The 23,296-nt window shown below is 68.7% G+C and carries 14 protein-coding genes; 3 read left to right on the forward strand and 11 right to left on the reverse strand.

Features of this window, described 5'->3' with window-relative positions; genetic code table 11:
* Positions 1-70 precede the first annotated feature (70 nt).
* Genes trmFO through ACK28C_RS04985 form a run of 3 tightly spaced genes read right to left on the reverse strand, consistent with a single transcriptional unit; the run spans position 71 to position 4,331 of the window.
* Entirely contained in the window at positions 71-1,408 is a 1,338-nt protein-coding gene (gene trmFO / locus ACK28C_RS04975) for a methylenetetrahydrofolate--tRNA-(uracil(54)-C(5))-methyltransferase (FADH(2)-oxidizing) TrmFO (RefSeq protein ID WP_409152538.1), read from the reverse strand.
* Positions 1,409-1,449: 41 nt separating this feature from the next.
* The gene (topA, locus tag ACK28C_RS04980; RefSeq protein ID WP_409152638.1) at positions 1,450-4,002 is read right to left on the reverse strand and encodes a type I DNA topoisomerase; all 2,553 of its coding nucleotides are present in this window, start codon (positions 4,000-4,002) and stop codon (positions 1,450-1,452) included.
* A complete protein-coding gene (locus ACK28C_RS04985) occupies positions 4,002-4,331 on the reverse strand; it encodes a hypothetical protein (protein WP_208873550.1) in 330 nt (109 codons plus the stop codon). Before ACK28C_RS04985 ends, topA begins: the two co-directional genes overlap by 1 nt.
* A 745-nt stretch (positions 4,332-5,076) precedes the next feature.
* Here ACK28C_RS04985 and ACK28C_RS04990 point away from each other — a divergent pair.
* The 3 genes from ACK28C_RS04990 (at position 5,077) to ACK28C_RS05000 (ending at position 11,587) form a co-directional block, all read left to right on the forward strand.
* Positions 5,077-8,634: a hypothetical protein gene (locus tag ACK28C_RS04990; RefSeq protein ID WP_409152539.1), complete on the forward strand. Its 3,558-nt coding sequence runs from the start codon at positions 5,077-5,079 to the stop codon at positions 8,632-8,634.
* 109 nt (positions 8,635-8,743) lie between these two features.
* Entirely contained in the window at positions 8,744-10,030 is a 1,287-nt protein-coding gene (locus ACK28C_RS04995) for a glutamate-5-semialdehyde dehydrogenase (RefSeq protein WP_409152540.1), read from the forward strand.
* 12 nt (positions 10,031-10,042) lie between these two features.
* A complete protein-coding gene (locus tag ACK28C_RS05000; RefSeq protein ID WP_409152541.1) occupies positions 10,043-11,587 on the forward strand; it encodes a chloride channel protein in 1,545 nt (514 codons plus the stop codon).
* A gap of 339 nt (positions 11,588-11,926) precedes the next feature.
* On the opposite strand, the gene ACK28C_RS05005 is transcribed toward ACK28C_RS05000, so the two are convergent.
* The 8 genes from ACK28C_RS05005 to ACK28C_RS05040 form a co-directional block, all read right to left on the reverse strand.
* Complete coding sequence (locus ACK28C_RS05005; RefSeq protein WP_409152542.1) at positions 11,927-12,421, reverse strand: hypothetical protein; 495 nt, start codon at positions 12,419-12,421, stop codon at positions 11,927-11,929.
* The gene (locus tag ACK28C_RS05010; RefSeq protein WP_409152543.1) at positions 12,418-13,449 is read right to left on the reverse strand and encodes an AAA family ATPase; all 1,032 of its coding nucleotides are present in this window, start codon (positions 13,447-13,449) and stop codon (positions 12,418-12,420) included. The genes ACK28C_RS05005 and ACK28C_RS05010 overlap by 4 nt, the downstream gene beginning before the upstream one ends.
* 60 nt (positions 13,450-13,509) lie before the next feature.
* Positions 13,510-14,262, reverse strand: a complete 753-nt coding sequence (locus tag ACK28C_RS05015; protein WP_409152544.1) for a DUF4230 domain-containing protein — start codon at positions 14,260-14,262, stop codon at positions 13,510-13,512.
* Positions 14,263-14,308: 46 nt separating this feature from the next.
* Entirely contained in the window at positions 14,309-15,568 is a 1,260-nt protein-coding gene (gene larC, locus ACK28C_RS05020) for a nickel pincer cofactor biosynthesis protein LarC (RefSeq protein WP_409152545.1), read from the reverse strand.
* Positions 15,565-16,530, reverse strand: a complete 966-nt coding sequence (locus tag ACK28C_RS05025) for a 2-phosphosulfolactate phosphatase (protein WP_409152546.1) — start codon at positions 16,528-16,530, stop codon at positions 15,565-15,567. Before ACK28C_RS05025 ends, larC begins: the two co-directional genes overlap by 4 nt.
* Before the next feature lie 133 nt (positions 16,531-16,663).
* Positions 16,664-20,149, reverse strand: coding sequence for a hypothetical protein (locus ACK28C_RS05030; protein ID WP_409152547.1), 3,486 nt, complete (start codon positions 20,147-20,149; stop codon positions 16,664-16,666).
* A 7-nt stretch (positions 20,150-20,156) separates the two neighbouring features.
* The gene (locus tag ACK28C_RS05035) at positions 20,157-21,278 is read right to left on the reverse strand and encodes a hypothetical protein (RefSeq protein ID WP_409152548.1); all 1,122 of its coding nucleotides are present in this window, start codon (positions 21,276-21,278) and stop codon (positions 20,157-20,159) included.
* Positions 21,278-23,251 carry a hypothetical protein gene (locus ACK28C_RS05040; protein ID WP_409152549.1) on the reverse strand — a complete coding sequence of 658 codons (1,974 nt, stop codon included), beginning with the start codon at positions 23,249-23,251 and terminating at the stop codon, positions 21,278-21,280. The genes ACK28C_RS05035 and ACK28C_RS05040 overlap by 1 nt, the downstream gene beginning before the upstream one ends.
* Positions 23,252-23,296: the final 45 nt, after the last annotated feature.

Raw genomic sequence — 23,296 nt, forward strand, 5'->3', positions numbered from 1 at the left:
CGCCGCGCCCTTCGTCGTCCCCCCGTCCGGGGTCAGGCCTTGAAAGTCCGGTCCCAGGGCCTCTCCGCCGTCAAGGCGCGGGGACGCCCTGGGCCCTCCAGAAGCCCTCGGCGGCGGCCAGGGCGCGGTCGCGACAGGCCGCGGCGCGAAGCTTTTTGTCCCGTATCCGGCCCTCCAGCGGCGGGAGGATGCCCAGGTTGGCGTTCATGGGCTGGAAGCGCTCCGGGTCCGCGGTTCGGAGGTAGCGCATCAGGGACCCGACGACCGTCTCGTCGGGCCAGCTGGGCAGGGGACGCCCCGTCGCCAGGCAGGCGGCGTGGAGGCCGGCCGCGAGCCCCATGGCCGTGCTCTCCATGTAGCCCTCCACCCCCGTGATCTGTCCCGCCAGGAACAGGTCACGGCGTCCCGTGGGCGCGGGGCGCAGCCACGGGTCCAGCACGGCGGGCGCGCAGACGGAGGTGTTGCGGTGCATCACCCCAAAGCGCACGAACTCGGCGCGCTCGAGGCCGGGGATCATGGAGAACACGCGCCGCTGCTCCCCCCACTTCAGCCCGGTCTGGAACCCCACGAGGTTGAAGAGCGTCCCCGCGGCGTCGTCCTGCCGCAGCTGCACGACGGCCCAGGCCCGGCCGCCGCGCCCCGGGCGGGGGTCCTCCAGCCCCACCGGACGGAGGGGGCCGAAGCGCAGGGTGTCCGTGCCCCGCTCCGCCAGCGCCTCGACGGGGATGCAGCCCTCGAAGTACATCCCCCGCTCGAAGTCGTGGGGCAGCGCGCGCTCCGCGTGGACCAGCGCGTCGTGGAAGGCCAGGTACTCCTCCCGCGTCATGGGGCAGTTGATGTAGTCCCCGCTCCCGCCCCACCGCCCCGCGACGTAGGCCCTCTCCATGTCGATGGAGTCGCGGGTGACGATGGGGGCCGCCGCGTCGAAGAAGGCCACGTACCCGCGGCCCAGCGCCGCGGCCAGGGCGTCCGCCAGGGGGGCGGAGGTGAGGGGGCCCGTGGCGAGGATCGCCGGGCCCTCCGGCAGGGACGTGATCTCCCGTCGGACCAACTGGATCTCCGGGCGGGCGGCGATCCGTTCCGTGACCAGGGCCGAGAAGCGCTCCCGGTCCACGGCCAGCGCTCCGCCCGCGGGCACGCGGCAGGCCTCGGCGCACTCCAGGATCAGGGAGCCCCCCAGGGCCAGCTCGTCCTTCAGGATGCCCCCCGCCGAGGGGCGCTCTCGACCCCGGTCCGCCCCGAAGGAGTTGCTGCACACCACCTCCGCCAGCCGGTCCGTGCTGTGGGCCGGCGTCGTGGCCAGGGGCCGCATCTCGAACAGGCGCACGGGCAGGCCGCGCCGGGCCAGCTGCCACGCCGCCTCACATCCCGCGAGCCCGCCGCCGATGACGGTGAACGCTGTGTCCATGGGGCCTCCTTCCTTTTCGTCCATCGCGCGGTTCGGTCCCGTCACTCGTCGGAGGGCGCGTCGTCCGCGGCCTTGTGGCCGCACTGGGTGCAGAAGCGGGTCCGCCCGCGCCGGTAGAGGTCCGCCCCGCACTCCGGGCACCGGTCGCCCGTCGGCTGGTTCCAGGAGGTGTAGTCGCAGTCGGGGTATCGGGAGCAGCCGTAGAAGGTCCTGCCGGTCCGGCTGCGCCGCTTCACCACTGTGCCGCCCTGCTCCGCGCCGCACTTGGGGCACGACACGCCGATGGTCTTCAGGATGGCGCGGGTGTAGCGGCACTCCGGGTAGCCGCTGCAGGCGATGAACTCCCCGAATCGCCCGCGCTTCTTCACCAGGGGCTTCCCGCAGTCGGGGCAGTCCTCGCCGATGGGCTCCGGCTCCGGGAGGGGCACGCGCTCCGCGCCCTGGGCCTCCTCCACCGTTCGGGAGAACTCGGTCCAGAACTCCCGCACCACGTCCAGCCAGCGGCGTCGGGTCTCCTCCACCTCGTCCAGCTCCCGCTCCATCTGGGCGGTGAAGCCCGCGTCCACGATGGAGGACAGGTCCTTGCGGTCGAAGTAGCGCATCAGGAAGTCGTCCACCGTCATCCCCAGGGCGGTGGGGCAGAAGCGCTTCTCCTCGTTCTTCTCCACGTAGCCGCGCACGTCGAGCGTGCCGGAGATCGTTGCGTAGGTGGAGGGGCGCCCCACCCCGTTCTCCTCCAGCGTCTTGATCAGGGTGGCCTCCGAGTAGCGGGCCGGCGGGCGCGTGAAGCGCTGCTCCTTCGTCATGTCGATGGGGGTCAGGGTCGTCCCCGCTTCGACGGGCTCCAGGCGCTCCCCCTTCAGGTCCAGGGGCCACACCGCGCTCCATCCGTCGAAGACCAGGCTCTCGCCCTCCTGCTTCAGCCCGACGCGGCCGGCCTCCGCCCGCAGCGTGGCCTTCGCCGTGACGGCGGGCGCCATCTGGCACGCGGTGAACCGGCGCCAGATCATGTCGTAGAGGCGGAACTGTTCGGGCGACATCGCGTCCCGGACGGACTCCGGCGTGAGGGTCACGTCCGTCGGGCGGATCGCCTCGTGCGCGTCCTGGCTGCGGCCCGGCGCTGCGTAGACGTTGGGGGCCTTCGGCAGCCGCTCGGCGCCGTAGGTCCGCTCGATGAAGTCCCGGCAGAGCGCCAGGGCCTCCTCGGAGAGCCTCAGGCTGTCCGTGCGCATGTAGGTGATGAGGCCCACGCCGCCGCGTCCGGGGACGTTCAGGCCCTCGTAGAGCTCCTGGGCCACGCGCATCGTGCGCCGCGGCACCATGCCGAGGCGCCGCGAGGCCTCCTGCTGCAGCGTGCTGGTGCGGAAGGGGGCCGGTGCCGCCCGGGGGCTCTCACGCAGGCGGAACTCCGACACGGTCAGGGGGTGGTTCCGCACCTCGTTCAGGATCTCGTCCGCCATGGCCTCGTCCTTGACCAGGAGCGGCAGGGTCCCCTTCATCAGGGACTTCCCGTCCAGCCGGTCCGCCCTCAGCTCGTAGAGGCGGTCCCCCGGCGCGGAGGCCCGCACCGTCACCACCCAGTAGGGGTCCGGGACGAACTTTTGGATCTCGCGCTCCCGCTGGCAGATCAGGTTCAGAGCCACGGACTGCACGCGCCCCGCGGAGAGGCCGTAGCGAATCTTCTTCCAGAGGAGGGGGCTCAGCGTGTAGCCCACCAGCCGGTCCAGGATGCGGCGGGCCTGCTGGGCGTCCACCCGGTTCCGGTCGATGAAGTCCGGCGCCTGCACCGCGCTCCGCACGGCGTTGGCCGTGATCTCGTAGAAGCGCACCCGGCACCGGCTGGCCAGGTCCACCCCCAGCACCTCCGCCAGGTGCCATGCGATGGCCTCCCCCTCGCGGTCCGGGTCCGAGGCCAGGAGGACATTCGCGGCGCTCCGGGCCAGAGCCAGGAGCTCGTTCTTCAGGGCGGCCTTGCCCTTGACCAGGATGTACTCCGGCTTGAAGTCGTGCTCGATGTCGACGGCCATGCGGCTGCGGGGCAGGTCCCGGATGTGCCCCTTGCTGGACCGGACGAGGTAGTCCTTCCCCAGAAAGCCGTTGATGGTCTGGGCCTTCTCCGGGGACTCCACGATGATCAGCGTCCGCCCCTCGGCGCTGAGGGGGCCGGTGCGCCTGCGGGACGCCCTGGCTGGCGCCTTCGCTGCCGGAACGACCTCTGCGTCGGCCTTCGTCTTCCTGGCTGCGCGCTTCGCGGCCGGTGCCTTCGCCGCCGGAACGACCTCTGCGTCGGCCTTCGTGCGCCTGGCTGCGCGCTTCGCGGCTGGCGCCTTCGCTGCCGGAACGACCTCCGCGTCTGCCTTCGTCTTCCTGGCCGCGCGCTTCGTGGCTGGCGCCTTCGCCGTGGCCGTCTTCGTGCGCCTGACCGTACGCTTTTCGGTCGGCTCTTTCGTCGTGGCTGTCGTCTCTTCGGCGGCCTTCGTCTTCCTGGCCGTGCGCTTCGCGGCTGGCTTTTTCGTCGCGGGTGTCTTCTCCACGGCGGCCTCCGGCCCCTGGGCCGTGCGCTTTTCGGACGCCGTCCTCCTGGCGGGGCTCATCAGCACACCCAGCTTGGCTGAGACTGGGAGGGCGCCAGCAGGAGCGGGATGCTGAAGGTGGGGTCCAGCGACACGGCGTCCACCAGGTTCTGAAGGGTGGAGGCGTCGGTGGCGGAGTTGCTGGCCATCCCCAGGACGAGGGCCTGTATGAGGGCCTTCTCCATCGTCTCCATGGGGACGGCCCAGGACTCCAGGAGCGACGAGGCCAGGGCCAGGGCCTCCGGCGCGATGTAGCGACGCTCCACGTCGCTGAAGATGCGGCGGGCCCCCGCGCCGCCCTGGATTCTCCGCACGTCTGATGGGGCCTGGTTTTTCTGCGTCTTTTTCACGGGCACTTCTCCTTAAGGGTTCGGTCGTGCGCGCTCCGGGGTCTTGCGCTCTCCGGCGCGCACGGGGCTGTTTAGAAAACACTGATTAAGTCGTTGAGAACTGTCAACCGTATAGGCTCCCTTCAGTGCCTGAAACTTCATCAGGCCGCGCGAAGCGCGTGGGGATTGGGGCGTAGCCCCATTTTAAAATTTAAGGAAGTGCTGAAGGATACCCTCCGTTCGATGCTCCTTGATTGCTTTCAACAACTTTTGAAGATTAAACAGCGCTTCCTTTATACCATATTTTGCGATTTTGTAGAAATCCTTTTGTGCTTTTCGCGAGATTATAGGGTCGGACGCCGAGGTCAAAATCGGAAAAAGTCAAGACTTGATTTTTTCCCCGGCGTCGCTTCTTCCACACCGTCCACTTATCCACATTACGGGGCGGAACGGCGATGTCGTAACGCATCGCGGAAAAATATCCACCGGGTTGTCCACTTGTCCACAATTCCGTCCACACGGACCGAAGGCTCATCTTTTGCCCCGGGTCTGAAAGAGAGGCCCTGCGGCTCATCGGCTGCAGGGCAAAGGGCCCAGGCTTCCTGCCCGTTTTTCTGAATGGGTCTTTGAAGATGGGGAAAAGCCTCCAGGACTTTTCCTCCCGCTTCCTTTATAATCGCGTTCGTGGCCGGGGGGGCGGTCCCCGGCGCCCGTTCGCCGTCGTGCGGCTGTGGATTCATGGGGGATGAAGCGAGGTCTTTCTATCTTGATAAAGTTCTTGAAGGGCCTGTCGGCCCTGTTCCTTCTGGCTGCGGCGACGGCCGCGGCGCTCTTCTGGCTGCCCACGGGCTCCTGGCTCGTGCTGCCCCTGGCTCGGTGGATCGGCAGCGCCATGACGCCGGCCCTGAGGCTGGAGGGGGTGGAGGGCTCCCTGTGCCTGGGCTATGAGGTGCGGGGCCTGGCCTTGGTGTCGGGGGACGCGACGTACCTGACGCTGGACCGGGCTGCCGTCAGCCTGGACTGGGAACGGACCCTCCGGGGGACGCCGTGGGTTCGGTCCCTTGAGGTTCAGGGCCTCAGCGCCGACGCAGAGGGGCTTCAGGAGCTGGCCGGACGCTGGGCCGGCAGCGGGGAGGGGGGCCGGGCCGCCGTTCATCCCCTGAGGGCCTCCCTGCGGGACCTGCACCTGACCCTTCCCCAGGGGACCCTCGACCTCTCCGAGCTGACCCTGACGGAGGAGGGGGACCTGGCCCTCGCCGCCCTCCTCAGGCCGCGGGCGGAGAACCCGGCTGAGGACCTGCCCGTCGCGTTGAGGGGGAGGCTGAGCTTCCAGCCCCTTGAGGTCCTCTCCTCCGACCTCCGCGTCGGCGGGGGGCGGGGGGTGGTTCGGGGCAGGGTCCTGCCTGACGTGGACCTGAGGGCGGACCTGTCGGCGCTGCCGCTGGCGCCCCTCATGGCCCTGGCCCCCGACGGCGCTCCTTCGGCCTCCGGCCTTCTGCACGGGCGGCTTCAGGTCCGGACGGCCTCCGGGGACGTGAGCGCCGAGGGGGTGCTCACCCTCCAGAAGGGCGCGGTGGCGGACGTTCCCCTCTCCCTGCGAGTGCCCTGGCACTGGGCCGGCGGGGTCCTGTCGGTGGCGGGGGGCGAGCTCCGGACGGCGGCGTCCTCCGTCCGGCTGGAGGCCTCGGCGGACCTGAGCCGCGGGGTGGAGGCGCTGCGCGTTGCGGCCCGCGGCGACGCGCGAAACCTCTCCCTAAGGGAGATCGGGCGCATCGCGGCCCCTGACGCGGGGCTGGAGGGCGAGGGGGGGCTGGTGAGCTTCGACCTCGCCGGAGGCCTGGAGAAGTGGGAGGGGCGCCTCGCGGCGCGCCTCCCGGAAGTCTCCGCGGCGGGCCGGCGCCTGGTGCGGGGGCTGACCCTGGACGCCCGCCTGAGGTCCGGGGAGGCCCCCAGGGTCTCCTGCAGCGGGGAGGTGTTCGGCGGCAAGCTCTTCGGGCGCGGCGAGGTGGCGGAGAGGGAGGGGAGGCTCCTGCCCCGGCTGATCCTCTCCGTGGTGAACGCCGACCTGTCCAGCGCCGCCGCCGCGCTGCCGGCGTTGGCCGAACACCGGCTTTCGGGCCGGGCCACCGTCACCCTGAGGCTGGCGGAGGACCTCTCCGTCTCCGGCCGGTTCGCGTCGGAGAGGCTCTCCGCAGCGGGCCTCGATCTGTCGGACCTTCAGGCGGACCTCCGCTGGCGAAGGGGATGGGCGAGCCTGGACTCCCTGACGGCGCGGCTGGGCTCCGCCTCCCTCTCCGCCTCCGGCGCGGCGAACCTGGGGGATCGGACCCTGTCGCTCCGGGCCGGCCTCCGGGACCTGGACCCTCGCGCCTTCCCTCAGCTGGCGGGGCAGCTTCGGGGCCTCTGCGACCTGGAGGCGGCGGTGGAAGGAAGCCTCGAGGACCCCCGTGCGACGGTCCGCCTGAGGGGGCGGAACAACCGGGCGGCGAACGTCCCCCTGGGGAACCTGGACGTCACGGCCACCTACGCGGCGGGGCGCCTCTCCCTGCCGGAGACGCGGGTGAGCCTGCCGGGGGGCGCCGTGTCCCTGCGGGGCGACGTGACCTTCGCGCCGGGCTCCCCGCGGCTGGACCTCTCGGCCTCCGTTCCGGCGCTGGACCTGGCCCGCCTGCTGAAGGACCTCGCGCCCTCCGTCCCGGTGGCGGGGACGGTGCGGGGCCGCCTCAGCGTGAAGGGCGAGCTCCAGACGGCATCCCTTCAGGCGAGCCTCCGGGCGGAGGGGGTGCGGGCCTGGGGGGTCGAGGTCCCGACGGCGACGCTGGAGGCGGGCGGGAGCGCGGCCCAGCTCTCCATCCGGAAGCTGGAGGCCAGGGTGGGGTCGGCCCTGCTCTCTGGCGGCGGCCGGGTCACGGCGGGGAAGAAGCGCCTGGCGGACAGCGCCCTGGACGTGTCGGTGAGCGTCAAGGGTCTGGCGCTGCGGCCCCTGGCCGAGCGCTTCCTGGAGGGGGCCCCGCTGGGCGGCTCCCTGGACGGCTCTCTGGCCCTGAAGGGGACCCTGGCGCGGCCCGCCCTGACGCTGGAGGTGGACTCCCCCGTCTCCGTCAACCAGGTGGTGATCGACGCCGCGTCCCTCACGCTCACGTCCCCATCGGCTGGCCGGTACGCCCTGGCGGCCAGCGGGCGGATGGGGAGTTTTGCGCTCTCCATGGAGGGCGTCCTGAAGCGGGCGGGCAAGGCGTGGGCCTGGACGGTGCGGACGGCGCCGATGGACCTGGAGGCCCTGGCGGCGGAGGTGGCCCCTCAGGCCGTGGGCATGGTCTCCGGCGCGGCGACGGTGAGCGCAAGGGGCACGGCGCCGGGGGATGGTCCCATCGAGGTGACGGTCGCGTCGAGGAAGCTCACGGCCGCGGGCGGGGTGGACGTCGCGAACGTCTCCCTCCCGATAACGGTCCTGACGGGGAGGGGAAAGGTCCTGATGAAGGAGGGCAGCGCCGACCTGGCGGGGGGCGTCGTCCGCCTGAGCGTCGAGGCGGACCTGAAGGGCTCCCGGTGGAAGGGCCGGCTGACCGCGCGGGACGTGGACCTGGGCCGTCTCGCCGCACCGTTCCTGACGGAGGGCGAGCTGGTGGGCAGCGCGGACCTGGAGGCGGACCTGAAGGGGAACTTCGGCTTCCTGGCCACGAGCTTCGCCGCGGGGCGCTTCATCACCTCCAGCGGCTGCCTGAGGGGGATGGACCTCATCGACGCGATCTCCCCCACGAAGCGCATCAGCTTCGAGCACGTCCGGGGGACCTTCTTCTGGGATGGGTCGGACCTCTTTTTGAATCCGGGGTCCCAGGCCACGGCGGGGCCGGATGAGCCGCTCTACCGCTACTTCTCCGTCAACGGCTCCCTGGGCGTCCCCGGCAAGGGGCTGAAGCTGGTCTGCAAGGGGCGATTCGACCTCAAGCTGCTGGACCAGATCCTCGGCGCGCTGAAGGGCGTGTTCCAGTACATGACGGGCGGGCTGTCCGGGGGCCTGGTGCGCGACGCCCTGGGCCGCGCCATCGGGCTGAGGGGCCGGGACTTCCAGGACGTCTCCTTCACCCTGTCCAACAGCTGGCAGGAGCTGCGCCTGCTGAATCTGAAGATCGACAAGCCCCTGCAGGACTACCTGCCGCTGGACGCCCTCAACGGGAACCAGCGGAAGCAGAAGGACGACACCCAGTTCCGGCTGAACCTGAAGTTCCCCACCGGCCCCGGCGGCGGGAGCCCGGAGGATCGGTCCACGAAGGACCAGCTCACGGAGCAGCTGCTGGACAACCTGCTGCACATCGGCAACTGAGCGAGTCGGGACGCGCAGGGGGAAGGGGGTTGCCGTTTGACCTTCGGTGCCGGACGTTGGTTTGTGAGTGTGCCAGTGTTATCAAGTTGAAAGGATCGGACGTGAGATCATGGACACAGCGAGGATTGACGAGGTCCTGAACGGGATGGGGCGCCTCGCGCAGGAGGCTGCGCGAGAGCTCGCCGGGGCCGGGGCGGAGCGGAAGAACCGCGCCCTCACGAACATGGCCGCACTGCTCCGGCAGCGCAGCGGCCACATCCTTCAGGAGAACGCCCAGGACCTGGAGGAGGCGCGGAGCGGAGGGCTCTCCAGCGCGATGTTGGACCGGCTGGCCCTCGACGGGGACCGCATCGAGGGCATGGCCCGCGGCCTCGAAGAGGTCGCAGCCCTTCCGGACCCCATCGGCACGGCGTCCGGCGGCTGGCGCGCGGAGGGGGGCATCGAGATCACGCGCGTGCGCGTGCCCCTGGGCGTCATCGGCATCATCTACGAGGCGCGCCCCAACGTGACGGCCGACGCGGCGGGGCTGTGCCTGAAGTCCGGCAACGCCGTCATCCTCCGGGGCGGCCGCGAGGCGGGCCGGTCCAACGCCGCCATCGCCTCGACCCTTCAGGACGCGGCCTCCGCCTGCGGCCTGCCGGGCTCGGCCATCCAGCTCCTGCGACTTCCGGGACACGAGGCCTCCATCGCCCTGATGCGCCTCGAGGCGCTGGACGTGCTCATCCCGCGCGGCAGCCGGCGGCTCAAGCAGTCCGTGCTGGAGAACGCGCGGGTCCCCTGCATCATGACGGGGGACGGCAACTGCCACACCTTCGTGGACGCCTCCGCGGACCTCGACATGGCACTCCGCATCGCCGTCAATGCCAAGGCCCAGCGTCCGGGCGTGTGCAACGCCATGGAGACGCTTTTGGTCCACCGGGAGGTGGCCCCCGCCTTCATCCCCCGCGCCCTGGCAGAGCTGGCGGAGCTGGGCGTGGAGCTTCGCGGGGACTCCGAGGTCCGGGCCCTCTGGCCCGACGCCAGGCCAGCCACGGAGGAGGACTGGGAGACGGAGTACGAGGACCTGATCCTGGCCGTCCGCGTCGTGAGCGATCTGGACGAGGCCATGGAGCATATCCGACGCTACGGGACGAAGCACAGCGAGGCCATCGTCACGGACAGCTACGCGAACGCCGAGCGGTTTCTCGCGGGGATGGACGCGGCGGCCGTCTACGTCAACGCCTCCACGCGCTTCACGGACGGCGGCGTGTTCGGCTTCGGCGCGGAGATGGGCATCAGCACCCAGAAGCTGCACGCGCGGGGCCCCATGGGCGTCGAGCAGTTGACGTCCGTCAAGTTCATGGTCCGGGGCTCCGGGCAGATCCGCGGCGCGAACCCGACGCCCGGCTGCCGCTGAGGGGGTGGCGTCATGGACCAGACCCTCAGGGAGGTGCGGGGGCGCAGCCACTTCCGCCTGCGCCTGCTCATCGACGGGCTCATCATCGGCGTCGTCGCCGGAGGCGTCATCACGGCCTACCGCCTCGGCATCTCCACCGTCAGCGGCTGGCTGCACGCCCTGTTGGGCTCCGCGGGGGAGGGGAGGGTGCTCCCCTACCTCTGCCTGATGGTCCTGATGGGCGCCGCAGCGGGGCTCTGCACAAAGTTCGCCCCGCTCATCTCAGGCAGCGGCATCCCGCAGGTCTCGGCGCAGCTGGCGGGGCGGCTTCGGGTCCCGTGGTGGCGCGTGCTGCCCGGCAAGTTCATCGGCGGCCTGCTCACGCTGGGCGGCGGCCTCACCATGGGGAGGGAGGGGCCCTCCGTGCAGATCGGCGCCTCCGTGGGGCAGGCGTTCGGGGACCTGGCACGCCGCCCCTTGAGCGCGCGAAACTTCCTCATATCGAGCGGCGCGGCAGCGGGCCTGGCCGCGGCCTTCAACGCCCCCATCGCCGGGGTGGTCTTCGCGATGGAGGAGCTGCACAAGAGCTTCTCCGGCATCGTGCTGGTTGGGGCCACGGCCGCGTCCTTCGCGTCGGCCTTCGTCGGCGCGTCCATCATGGGGTTTCAGCCGGTGCTGCACGTCGCGGGACACGAGCTCCTGCCTCTGAGGGACTACTGGCTCATCCTTCTCCTGGGGGCCGCCACGGGCCTGAGCGGCGTGTTCTTCAACAAGTGCATCCTGTGGGGCAAGGCCCTCTACGGTCGGCTGCGGCTGCCCTGGTACGCGAAGGGCATCCTGCCCTTCGCGCTCACGGCGGGTTTCTGTCTTGCCCTGCCGGAGCTCTTCGGCAGCGGTGAGCCCATGATCTTCTACCCCACGGAGGCCAACCCCGCCCCGGAGCACCTGATCGCGCTCTACGGGCTGAAGCTCCTCCTGCTGGTGCTGGCCTTCGGCAGCGGCCTGCCCGGCGGCATCTTCTTTCCCCTCCTGGTCCTGGGCTCCCTCGTGGGCAACGCCATGGGACAGTTGGCCGTAGCGGCGGGCGTCCTGGAGCCGGAGTTCGTCCTCACCCTGACGCTCATGGCCATGACGGGACACTTCTCCTCCATCGTCCGCTCCCCCCTGACGGGCATCCTTCTGATCAGCGAAATGACGGGCTCCTTCGCCTTCATGCTGCCCCTGGGCATCGTGGCCATGACCTCCTACACCGTGGCGGAGCTCTGCCGCTCCACCCCCGTCTACGAGAGCCTTCAGCGCCTGCTGCCCGTCTCGCCCCAGGACGATCACACCGTCCGGCGCAGCATGTTGACGGAATTCGCCGTGGAGCCCCTGAGCCAGGCCGACGGACGCACCATCGCGGACCTTGAGTGGCCCGGCGAGTCCCTGATCATCGCGGTGAAGCGCGGCGCGGAGGAGATCGTCCCCCACGGCGGCGTCAAGCTCATGGGCGGCGACTACCTCGTCCTGCTCATCCCCGCCGGGAAGCGCGGAGAGATTCAGGAGCGCGTGGAGCGGCTGACACGCTTGCGGCTCTGATGCCACTGCCAGGCTGGATGGTCCGTTTAAACGCAGAAGATGCCTGAGGCGATGGTGAAGGATGCGATGATTGGTGAGGCGCTGAACCTGGAGAAGCTGTTTTTGCAGAGCCGGGAGTGGACTGATACCAATTTGCGTCTAAAGGGAAAGAAAGGCCCTCCTGCAAGGGGGGCTGCCCCGCAGGGGCTGGGGGGTGTTGAGCCTGAGGGCCAACCCCTCCGGTTCGCTGGCGCGAACCACCTCCCCTTTCAGGGGAGGCGAAAAGACGAGCGCGCGTTTTTCAGGCCCCCCGCAAGGGGGCTATGGGGCGGTTGTTTCGGGAATGGTCAGGGACTTGCCTCATGCATCGCTTCCGACCCGCCTCACCTGGACGTTCGCAAAAGCCCTGTTCCAGGTCGCTTGATTGACGACAGCGCATAGTTGGGCTAGGGGCCGCCGCCATCTTTTAGACGATCCGTTCGTCGGCAGCTGATTCTTGAGTTGTTTCATCAAGTGGAGCGTCTGGGCGTTATCCAGTTCGATCAGGCATTGATAACGAACGGGCTTGTCGAGTTTGCCCTCTGCCCAACGATAGAGAAAGGTGTCTCGAAATTTCGTGACCAGGCTTTTCACGAGGGCCGATTCGTCTTGTTCCGAATCGAAGCGATCGGGACGCCGTGGGTCTTTAACCTCGACGAACAGATAATGGTCCGCGTACTCGACGACGAAATCAACCGCTTTCATGCAGTGGGACAGGCCATGACAGGTCGGCGACGTTTTGTCCTGCTCATCGAACTTAAAGGCCTCCAGGGCTCCGGAAAAATCGAATCGAAGCGCTCCCTCCTGTAAGATCATGCCTTTCCATCCTTCATGTCCTTCTGGATTTCACGGGTGACCAGACTGCCAAAGGTGTCGTCGATGGCGCTTGGAGAGAGCTTCACGTAATCGTCGGTCGAAGTCACTTCGATCTCGCCGGTGTCCCTCGACCGATACAAACTGTGAAAGAGGACCTTGTCGTCGTTTTTCACCTGGAGGTCAAGCTCCTTGAGGAGCACGTAGTCGTGGGTTGCCAGGAATATCTGCACCCCCGTGCGCTGAAGCTCCAGAAGAATATCGATGATTGGCCTCATCAGCTTTGGGTTCAGGTTGGCCTCCGGCTCGTCCCAAAACAACGCGGAGCCGTTCAGGAGCGTGCCGTTCTGAATCAAGGTCCACAGCAGTCCCAACTTTCTGAGGCCCTCCGCCAGCAGCGTAAACTCAAGTTTGCCCTGTTGGCTTTCCAGGAAAAACTCTTCCTGTTTGACGGTCACCTTACCCTCCATGGCTTTTTGCAGCTTGTTGAGCAGCCCCCTTCGTTGTTTGTCCACAGGACCTTTCAGCGACGGAAGAAATGCCTTGCGGATAATGTCCACGTAGATTTCTTCAAAGTGAATCTCCCTCTCGTCGTAGAGGGAGCGGAACCCCGGCGCGTTGGCCATCATGTCCTTTACAGGGATATAAGCCGCTTCAAGGGGCGCTTCCGTCCACGCCTTAAGGCCCGATACGGCGGCATTTTGGGGTCGGTCTGTATGGTTGGAAAGCGACATCGCAAGGCTCACCGACCCTCGTTCAAGCTGCCGGCTCACCTCGACGGTCCCCTTGCTGCTTCCCGCAGAGCGCTTCACCAACCGGCCAATCTGCTTGCCCGACGGATAAAACACGTTGTTGATCTTTTCTGCGAAGCTTTTTCCGCTTTTGGCGATGTCGCAGGCGGCGTAGGCAGCCTTGAGGATATGGGTCTTTCCGGTCCCGTTTTCCCCGATAAAGACGTTGATCCCAGGAGAAAACGAAACCTCCAGTTTTTCAAACGCGGTAAACCTTTCAAACGTTATTTTGGTCAGCATGTCAGCTCCCCCCACCGCGCCACGGATTTTCTGCACCCCGCCGCACGGGAGCAAGCGGCCTCATGGGCAGCTCGATGGGCGCTGGTTTGTCTCGGCGCCCGCCGGGCGCTCGGCCGCCGCGGCGGGATCGGACCGCTCCGGCTTCCCGGTGAGGTCCAGCATCTCGACGGGGGCCTCGATGGCCTCGGTTCTCTCCCCGATGAGCGCCACCCCCTCCGGCTCGTCGTGGAACACGATCTCCGCGTCCACGCCCGTGGACTTCATGATGGCCCCCAGGAGGCGCTTGACGTTCTCGTCGGCGCGCTTCAGGATGACCCCGTCCCGCATCACGTGCTGGCGCACCGTCTCCAGGTCCGCCGCCACCTCGCGGTTCTGGTCGTCCAGCCGGATGGGGTTGAAGAGGCCGTTGGTCTGGTCGTAGACCTCGTAGCTCGAGGCGTCCGGGGCGATGTGCGTGATGCGGCTGTGGGGGATCGTGATGCGGACGCGGTTCACGCCGAACCGCTCCGATATCCGGACCTCGGACAGGTCACAGCCGCAGACGATGTCCCCGCTGTAGCACATGAGGAGCTTCCGCGTCGTTCCGGGGAGGTGCCTCAGGATGGGGATGTCCAGCGCCCCCCGAAAGTCAACGCGGGACAAAAAGCGCGCGCGGACCGTGGCCAGCTCGCTGACGTTCCGGATGGCGTCCATGACGGCGGTGCGCACGGAGCGGGCCCTCTCCGGCCCGCGGCGGCGCGTCAGGAGCAGGACGTTCAGGGCGACGGACACGACCAGCAGAAACGCGACGATCAGGTGCAGTTGAAAACCCATGCCTTAAGCCTCCAATGCAGAACAATTTGCGGCGGGGCCGCCCAGCCTACGGCTGCATTTCCCCCGCGATGCGGCGCCGGATCTCCGTGATGGGGAGCCCGTGTTGGATCGCGAGCCGCTTCAGGTCCTCGTACTCCGGCGTCCGACGCAGGGGGGTGTCGCCGATGAGGGCCGTCTTGACGTTCAGCTCCCCCAGCATGGTGGAGACGCGATCGATCCTCCAGTTCAGCCGTTCGCGCGTCACGTCGATCCGGCGCACGCCCTGGGAGGTGGTCTCCCGCAGCATGGTCAGGGAGAGGCCCTTCGCCTGCTCCGGGGCCGCCAGACAGCAGAAGCGGACGGCGGGTCGGTTCTTCTTCATGTAGATGGGCTCCGTCCAGACGTCGAGGGCCCCGTCGTGGAACAGCTTCTCGCTCACGGGCTCGAAGTCCTGGGGGTTCATGTCGTCGATGTTGCACTCCAAAAGCGCCAGGCGCTCGCGCACCAGGCCGTCGTCCTCCGCGCCGGACTCCATCAGGAGCGCGCGCAGGACGTTCGGCATGTCGGGCGTCGTGCGGTTCCCCAGCCCGAAGCCGGACGCCGTGATGCGGCCGGGGGGGATGGGGCCGAAGCCGTCCGCCAGCATCCCGATCAGGAGCGCGCCGGTGGGCGTGGTGCGCTCCATGGGGTCCCCTTCGGCGAACACGGGCAGCCCGTGCAGCAGGACCTCCGTCGCCGGGGCCGGCACGGGCAGCACGCCGTGGGCGCAGCGCACGGTCCCCGACCCCGTGTTGATGGGGGAGGAGATCACCCGCGGCCACCCCAGAAAGTCCATCAGGATGAAGGTCCCCACGATGTCGATGATGGAGTCCACCGCGCCGACCTCGTGAAAGTGGACCTGGTCCGGCCTGACGCCGTGGACCCTGGCCTCCGCCTGAGCCAGGAGGGAGAAGGCCCGCAGGGCCTCGCGCTTCACCCGGTCGCTCAGCCCGCTCCCCGCGATCAGCGCCTCGACGTCGGCCAGGTGGCGGTGTACGTGCCCGTGCCCGTGCCCGTGCCCGTCGTGCGCGGGCTCCTGCTCCCGGTGTCCGCCGTCCCCCTCTCCCCCGTCGTGGGGCGTGCCGGGCAGGATGACGTCGAAGTTGATGCCGGCGATGCCGTTCTTCACGCCCTCCTCGATGACGAGCTCGTACTCCTCCGGCGCCAGCGCCGTCACCTTCTTCAATCCGTCCCGCAGGACGGAGGGGGAGGGCACCAGGTTCAGCAGCGCGCCGACGATCATGTCCCCCGCCGCGCCGGCGAAGCAGTCCAGGTAGAGCGTCCTCATCGTCTTTCCTCCTCCTTCAGCACCATGTCCATCTTCTTCCCCACCGCCCGGCGCGCGCCGCCGAGGAAGAAGTACCGCGGGGCCTCGTTTCCGTCCTGCGCGTAGCGCAGCAGTCCCTCGAAGGGGTCCGGGTCCCGAAGGGGCTTCGGGGCCGGCTCGGCGGAGGGGGGCGACGGGGGCTCCGGCGCGGGGCGCGGAATGCCCTGCGCGTTGCGCAGCACGGCCCGCATTTCGCCTTCATGGGGCTCCTCGTGCAGCACGGGGACCACGGAGGTCGCGTCGATCTCGCAGGCGAAGGAGACGTCCGGCCCGTAGCCGATCTTGTTCAGAAAGACGGAGTGGTCCGCGGTCCGCATGGAGCTCAGGAGCTTGCCGCCACTGGTGCGCCACGTCAGGAGGGCCAGGCGGGCGCTGTCCGCCAGCAGGAGGTCCGGGGCGCGCCGGGTGAGCTCCTCCAGGATGACCCCGGCGCATATCGTGTCGTCCCAGGCGGGGCGGCGCTTACGCCCGGCGCAGAGGACACCGATGCGGGACCCCAGGGAGAGCGCGCAGTCCAGGGCGGCGGCGGCGTTGCGCGCGCAGGCGACGACGACGGGGACCCCCGTCGCGGCGGCGCTCAGGAGGGCTCCTGTGCCGTTGGTCGTGGCCATGACGGCGCGGGGGCGTTCCCGGATGAGGTCGCGGGTCAGGTCCAGCGGCGAGTTGCCGAGGTCGAAACCCTGGGGCGGGATGCCGTTCTCCTCGCCCATCAGCAGGGGTGCGGCCCCCTCGCTCGCCAGGGCACGCGCCAGGCGCCGTGCCGCCTCCACGGAGCCGACGGGGAACAGGTCGCCCCCGCCCAGCTCGAACCAGCGCACGATCACCGTGGTGGCTCGCAGGACGTCGATGACCATCCACACGTCAACGGCCGGCAGGTGCTCCCCGCACGACAGCACCACGTCGGCCTCAATTGGTTTTGCCATAAGCCATCCCTCCCGTGTCAACGTGCAACATTATAACCCACGGGACGCGCCGGGAGGAACGGGCAGCGGACCGGGGAGCCCGCTGCCGTCCCGCAGGCCCGACGCCTGCCCGCCGCGCCGTTGAAGGGTCGGGTCAGCGCCGCCTCAGGAGGACCCCTCCGGCAAGCGCAAGGCCGAGGGCCCCGACGAGGCCGAGGCTGCAGCCGCCGCCTCCCTCCCCGTTCCCCTTGGAACCGCCGCCCGACGAGGCGGCCTTCTGGGAGATCCACATCGTGCCGCCGACGGAGGCGTCCGCCGTCCCGTCCGGCACCACCAGCAGGCCGTTCATCAGCCGTGCGCCGCTGGGGGCCGCGCCGCCCACGTTGGCCAGGTACGCCCTCAGGGCGACGGTGACGCCGTTGTTCCCGCGAACGAGCTTCAGAGCGCCCTTTGCCGCTGCGTCCCGAGCGCTGACGCCTCCGGCGCCGACGACGTTCCAGCCGGTCGCCCCCGCTGCGGGGACGAAGTCCACCCTGAGGGCCTTGAAGAGCTCAGAGACCGATGGGGCCTCCGTCACCTTGCGCCCCAGGAGCTTCGAGAGCGTCTCCCAGCTGAAGCTCCACCGGTACAGCAGGGCCAGCACCTCGCCCTTTTTGCGCCCGCCGAGGGTCAGGGACGCGCCGGGCTTCTCTGCCGTGTAGCCGTCGATGGAGAAGCCGCTGGCGGACTTGACGGCGATGGGCGCGGAGGCCCCCAACTTCGTGATCTGGCTGGCGCTGGTGGACCAGGCGCCGCGAAAGGCCGTCTGAAACGCTCCGGCCTTCACCAGGGCGGGGTCCACGTCGGCAAAGGCTAGGGTGCTGCCGCTCGACGCAGCCGCCTCGTTGTAGATGCCCAGCTGTTGCCAGATGCGCGGGTGGATGTTCAGGTAGTCCGAAACGTCCTTCTCCACGGTGAGGGTGACCGAGTCCGTGGCGGGGGAGCCGCTCATGGCGTTCGACTTCGTCGTGGCGCGGATGACCGTCGTGCCCAGGCTCAGGGCCACCAGGTTGCCGTTGTCGTCGATGTGCACCACGCCCGTGTTGCTGCTGCTCCAGGTGACCGGCACGGGGGCGGCGATCCTCTTGCCGCCCTGGTCGTAGGCTTCGGCGATCAGGCTGGCGGTCTGGCCGATGGACGTCAGCGTGTTGGGGATGCCACTGATGCGGATGGTGGCCAGGCCGCCCACGACGCCCGGGTTGTCCGGATCGCTGGGGGACCCACCCGTTCCGCGCTCGTAGGCGCCGATGTCGTTGTCTCCCACCGAGGAAGTGTCACGGTCCTGACCGCGCTCATCCGTGTGCGTTTTACCCCCGTCGGCATTGGGGATTCCGGAGAAATAAATGACGAAGCGGCTGCTGGCGTAGCGGTTTGGAATACGATCCAGCAGCTTGTTGGGCGGGTTGGAGGGGACGAGCACCTTGAGGGGATGGGACGCCGCGCCGACCTTGACGTTACTTTCCGTCAGTTTGGGGTCCGCGCCGAAGAAGGCTGCCGGGGTGTTTTGGGCATCGATGCTGTCCTCATTGACGCTCTCGCTGGCCGGTCCGACGTAGTCCGTCCAGAGGCCGGAGACGTCGATGGGGCCGCTGCCGCCCTGCGTCCCGAAAACGTGCATGACGTTATAGCCCAGGGAGGTGATCTTTCGGCTTCCGGCGGAGAACACGTCGGCCCCGTGGGTGGCAGGGGCGTTGTTCCCCACGAGGACGTTGCCCATCATGCGGACCGCCACCCTGGTGTAGAGGCCGCCGCCGTTGCCGCCGGCCTTGTTGCCGACGAAGGTGTTGTAGAAGAGCGCCGTGCGCTCGTTATCGGTGCCATCGAGGGTGACTGCGCCGCCCTCGCCTGAGCTGCCGGCCTGGTTGTCGAAGAAGGTGCAGTTGGCGATTCGGGAAAGCGCAGCCGCGCTGAAGATCGCGCCCCCGTTACCCGTCGCGCACTCGTTGGCCTCAAACGTGGAGCGCACCACGGTGGCCTGGGCGCCGGCCAGGTTCAGGGCCCCACCCTGGCTCCCTCCCGCGGTGTTGTTGAGGAACGCCGAGTCCGATACCTCTATCGTGTTGGTGCCGGTGCCACCACAGGAGATGGCGCCGCCACCGGCAGGCGCTATGTTCTTGTCAAAGCAGACCTTTCTGAAGGAACTGGCGCCAGCGCCGCCGTCGAGGAAGACCGCGCCGCCGTTGGTGCCGGAAACGTTGTCCTTGAAGGTGCAGGACCGGACGTTCGTCCCGGCGTTATCGGTGCGGATCGCGCCGCCGGGGCCACGCGTGGTTTTGTTCTCCAGAAAACTGCATTCATCGAGCGCGGTTGCCCCCGTTGCGTAGATCGCGCCGCCGTCGAGGGCTGCCTGGTTGGCTTGAAAGGTGGAGCCGGTGCCCTTGACGGCCCCCTCCGCGTAGACCGCGCCCCCACTGCCCCCCGCCGTGTTCCTCGTGAAGGCGGCTTTCTGCGTCGTGACGTCTTTGGCGCTGTAGACCGCGCCTCCCATACCGCCCGACCCGTTGTTCTGGAACGTCACGTTTCCGTTGACGATGACGCTATCGGAAACGTAGACCGCGCCGCCCTTCCCCCTGGAGCGGTTGTTATCGAAGGTCAGCTTGTGGCTTTCGGGGTCGAGCGTCAGGGCCTGCGCGTAGACGGCCCCGCCCTCGTCGGCGCTGTTGTTGGCGAAGGAGAAGTCGCTCGTGAACTCCAGTTTGGAGCCGGCGGGGGCGTGGACGGCCCCGCCGTTTTTGGCGTGGTTCCTTGTGATTTCCTTGTTAGCGAAGCGGACCGTCGCTGTAGGGCCGAGGGCGACGGCCCCGCCGTACTCCGCCGCGTCGTTGGCCGTCAGCACGACGCCCTCCGGCAGGGTCAGGACGTCGGAATTGACGTAGATCGCGCCGCCGTCCTTCGCGGAGTTGAGCCTGAACGTGCTCTTTGCCGAGAACGTCGCGTCCGTGCCCTTGAAGACGTACAACGCGCCGCCGCCTGTTGCGGTGTTATTCTCGAAGAGGAGGTCGTTGGCAAAGGCGGCCTTTCCTCCCGTCTCGAGGTAGACGGCGCCGCCGTTGCCCGTTGCCTTGTTGCCGTCGAAGGTCACGGCGTCGAACTTCACGTCGGCCCCGTTCGCGGCATGGACGGCCCCGCCGTTCGCCGCGCTGTTGTTCTGGAATTTCGTCCCGCCGGTGAACTCCGCCTTGGCGCCCCCGTCAACCTTGACGGCCCCGCCATCACCCGTTGCGGAGTTGCCCGTGAAGGTCACGGCGTCGAACTTCACGTCGGTCCCGTTCGCGGCATAGACGGCTCCGTTGCCTTTTGTCAGGGTCAGGCCCTGAAAGGTCACCTTCCCCTTCATCACCTTGAAGATTGGCTTGGTAGCGCCGTCGATCGTCTCCGCTGTCCCTTTTTTGATGGTGAGGTCCGCGTCCGGCGAAACCTCCGGAAGCGCACCGGTCAGCGTGATGTCGGAATTGACGACGATCTCCGTGATGTCCTCCGACGCGAGGCTCAGGAGAGCGGTTTTAAGGTCGCCCTCGGAAGAGACGGTTTTCGTTGCCGCCTCCGCCAGGGGCGCGGCCCAGACCGGCGCCAGCAGGAGCAGGAGCAAAAATTTTTTCATCTGCGGGTTACCTTCCTTTCCTGGAGCATCTCAAGAGAAGCCATCCGACGAGCGCCATCGCGGCCGGGGCGTTCACCCCCGCGCAACCGCCGCCTGAGCCGCCGGCCTTCCCGCTCTGCGCCGAGGGGCGCTCCGTCGTCCACATCGTGCCCCCCAGCGTCCCGTCCGCCGTGCCGTCCGGCACGAGGAGGAGCCCATGGAGGAGGCGGGGTCCGGCCTCGGCCTGCAGGTTGGCCAGCCAGGCCGTCAGCCTGACGGTGACGCCGCTCTCGTCGGGGAGAACCGAGAGCGCGCCGGCGGCCTCCGCCTCGGAGGCGGGGACGCCGCCCCGGCCGACGACCGCGTAGGCCGAGGCGCCCGTCCCCGCCCCCTGAAAGGTCAGGGTCAGGGCGCGGAACAGCTCCTCCGCGTCGGGGACGCTGCCGCGGGTCGCCTCGCGGCCCAGGAGCTTCGAGAGCTCCGCCCAGGCGTAGACGCACTCGAAGCTCACGGAGAGCAGGTCGCCGCGGGCGCTGTCCGGCAGCGTGAGGGTCACGCCCGGCCGGGCGGCGTCCGCGTACTCCTGACGCCGGGAGAAGGCGACGGGCGACGTAGCGGGGATGCTCCGGATGGGGGCGGGGGAGGCGTTCCACGCCGATCGGAACTCGCGCTGGAACGCCGCGCTCTCCGTCGCCGCCGGGTCCAGGTCCGCGAAGCCGAGGGCCATGCCGTACCGTGCCAGTTCCTCGTTGAAGCGGCTCAGCCGTTCCAGGACCCGCGGCGCTACGTCCAGGTGCGTCATCCGGGGCCTCACGACGACGGAGACGGCGTCGGACGCGGAGGAGGAGCGGACCGTCACCTCCGCCCGGCCCGGCGCGGCGGCGCGGATGCGGGCGCTCTGGTTGTTGAGGCGCTCGACGAGGACCGCGCCCGCGCTGCTGCTCCAGCTCAGGCTGAGGGAGGCGCTGTCGTCCGAGATCGGGTTCCAGTCCGCGTCGTAGGCCAGGGCCGTGAGGCTCAGGGACTGCCCCTGGAGGAGGTCCAATTCCCTGGGCCCCTGGATGCGGACGTATTTGACCCCCACAAGCCCAAAGGCGGCGGAGCAGAACGCCCCCAGGCACAGGAGGCCCAGCAGGGGCAGGCGCCGCATCACCCCCGCCTCCCCCTGTGCCGCAGTGCCGCACCGAGGGCGGCCAGCACACCGAACAGCAGGCCCGACCCCGCCGCGTCACAGCCGCCGCCCGACCCCTTGGCGTCCTTCGGCTGCCTGGGCCCCGGCCCGGGGCGGTCGTTATCGACGTACTCCGCCGGGGCGACGTAGAAGGTGAGGTTCCACGCGTCGTCCTTCAGGCCGTCGCGCAGGATCATGAAGGTGTTGCTGGTGGTGGCGGTCTGGTCCGGCACCAGGTAGAGCGCCGGGCGCGCGCCGTCGCGGGTGCCGTCCATCAGCATGGCGATGAAGCTCACCGTGATGACGCCGCGGTCCTCGTCCATGAACACCTTCACCTGGCTGTCGTAGGCCCCCCGCTTGATCATCTCCTGCACCATGTCCCAGGGGTTGTCGGGCTCGCCCTTACGGCGGCTCAGCAGGTACACGCTGAAGGCCTGGGCAAATTCGTCGTGGACGTCCCCCGTCTTGTGCCACTGCTCCAGCAGGCTGTCCCAGTGGCGGCTGACGTAGAGGTTCGTCCGCGGCAGGTTGAAGGTGACGTGCAGGGGCAGCATCCCCTCCATGCCCGTCCTGCGCAGGTTGGCGGGGACCTTCAGGTTCACGGAGAGGGAGTTCAGGACGTCCCCCGCCACGTAGTCGTACTTGACGGAGCCCACGTTCAGGAGCCGGGCCTCCGGGACCTTCACCTCCAGGGGGACCGCTCTGTCCCGCGAGCTCATGGCCTTCGCCACGTTTTCGAGGAAGGTGGTGCTGGCCGCGCGGGGGTTGAACGCCTGGACCCTGTAGGGCGCCGCCTGGGTGGTGCCGCCGCTGCCCGTGTCGGCCTCGACGCTGCCCAGGTCCACGCCGAAGATGATCTGGTGGTTCAGGGTCAGGCTGCGGAAGCCCGCCGCGGGGTCCACGGGGTAGAGGCGAAGCGGCGTCTTCTCGCCCTGGTTCACGTTGTAGCGCTGGCGATAGACCGCCGTGAGGCCCGGTGCGATGTGGCTCTTCTCGTCCAGCTGAAAGCGCGGGGGCACGTCGCGCTGGTTCGGCGTCCGGGGCAGGTCGAACTTCCAGAAGGCGGGGTTCTGGTGCGCCCAGGCGTGCTGGTCGTAGCGCTGGACGGCATACCGGACGGCCGTGTGGTTCGTCACCTCGGTGGTGAGGGTGTAGTGGATCCGCTCGTCGTTGACGGGCCACGATTCCACGGGCACAAACACCCACTGGTTGCCGCCCGTCGTCATGTCGTCCGTCACGTCCCACTTGAAGCGGTCGCAGGCCACGATGTTGCCCTGGACGGAGGTCGTGTTGTCGCGCAGCGCGGCGTTCACCTGGAGGGGTTCGTCCGCCGCCGTGCCGTTGTAGACGTTGGCGATGACGAAGGGGACCTGAAGCGTCTGGGAGGGCGTGGAGGGGTAGGCGGAGCCGGGGTTCTGATGGAACAGGAAATTGCCCCTCACGCTCTCGTATACGCCGGGGTTCTTCCTCTTGACGAACTGGAGCTGGTGCTGCTTCCAGGAGCGGTCGTAGTACGTTTTGCCCGTGGGCGTGCCGGCCGGCGTCTTTTGGACGGCGTAGACGGCGTTGTCCACCAGGGCGTCCGGCGTGACGGCATCGGGGGCAGACGAGGAGAGGTTCACCGTCAGGTTCCCCTGGGAGGCGGGCAGGACCAGAAACAGCGTGTGAATGTCCCGGTTCGAGTCGCGGTCGAAGGCGCTGGTGGAGCGTCCGTTCACCACCTCCATGGAGTTTCGGTTCGACACGATGTCGCCTGAGGCGTCGAGCCCCGTCCCGCCCCTCGCGGCGTCGGCGGTGTCCCCCAGGGTGTCGTAGCCTCCCGTGATCACCATCCACTGCGCTCCCACGCCGCTTGGCCCGTACAGGTCGTCAAACTGATACAGAGCCTCGGCAGGCAGTGCCAGCGCCGCGACGAGCGCCAGGGCCCCGGCCTGCCTCCAAAATTTTCCCATGCTGAAACCTCCTTGGCTGCTCCTGCGCTTTCGCGCCCGATCCAT

It is taken from the genome of Fretibacterium fastidiosum, from assembly GCF_964642095.1.
Classification (GTDB): Bacteria; Synergistota; Synergistia; order Synergistales; family Aminobacteriaceae; genus Fretibacterium; species Fretibacterium fastidiosum.

Bases quoted from the DNA above. Each gene is read 5' to 3' on its own strand.
- trmFO (WP_409152538.1), bottom strand. From the start codon at position 1,408: ATGGACACAGCGTTCACCGTCATCGGCGGCGGGCTCGCGGGATGTGAG.
- topA (WP_409152638.1), bottom strand. From the start codon at position 4,002: ATGAGCCCCGCCAGGAGGACGGCGTCCGAAAAGCGCACGGCCCAGGGG.
- ACK28C_RS04995 (WP_409152540.1), top strand. From the start codon at position 8,744: ATGGACACAGCGAGGATTGACGAGGTCCTGAACGGGATGGGGCGCCTC.
- ACK28C_RS05000 (WP_409152541.1), top strand. From the start codon at position 10,043: ATGGACCAGACCCTCAGGGAGGTGCGGGGGCGCAGCCACTTCCGCCTG.
- ACK28C_RS05005 (WP_409152542.1), bottom strand. From the start codon at position 12,421: ATGATCTTACAGGAGGGAGCGCTTCGATTCGATTTTTCCGGAGCCCTG.
- ACK28C_RS05010 (WP_409152543.1), bottom strand. From the start codon at position 13,449: ATGCTGACCAAAATAACGTTTGAAAGGTTTACCGCGTTTGAAAAACTG.
- ACK28C_RS05015 (WP_409152544.1), bottom strand. From the start codon at position 14,262: ATGGGTTTTCAACTGCACCTGATCGTCGCGTTTCTGCTGGTCGTGTCC.
- larC (WP_409152545.1), bottom strand. From the start codon at position 15,568: ATGAGGACGCTCTACCTGGACTGCTTCGCCGGCGCGGCGGGGGACATG.
- ACK28C_RS05025 (WP_409152546.1), bottom strand. From the start codon at position 16,530: ATGGCAAAACCAATTGAGGCCGACGTGGTGCTGTCGTGCGGGGAGCAC.
- ACK28C_RS05030 (WP_409152547.1), bottom strand. From the start codon at position 20,149: ATGAAAAAATTTTTGCTCCTGCTCCTGCTGGCGCCGGTCTGGGCCGCG.
- ACK28C_RS05035 (WP_409152548.1), bottom strand. From the start codon at position 21,278: ATGCGGCGCCTGCCCCTGCTGGGCCTCCTGTGCCTGGGGGCGTTCTGC.
- ACK28C_RS05040 (WP_409152549.1), bottom strand. From the start codon at position 23,251: ATGGGAAAATTTTGGAGGCAGGCCGGGGCCCTGGCGCTCGTCGCGGCG.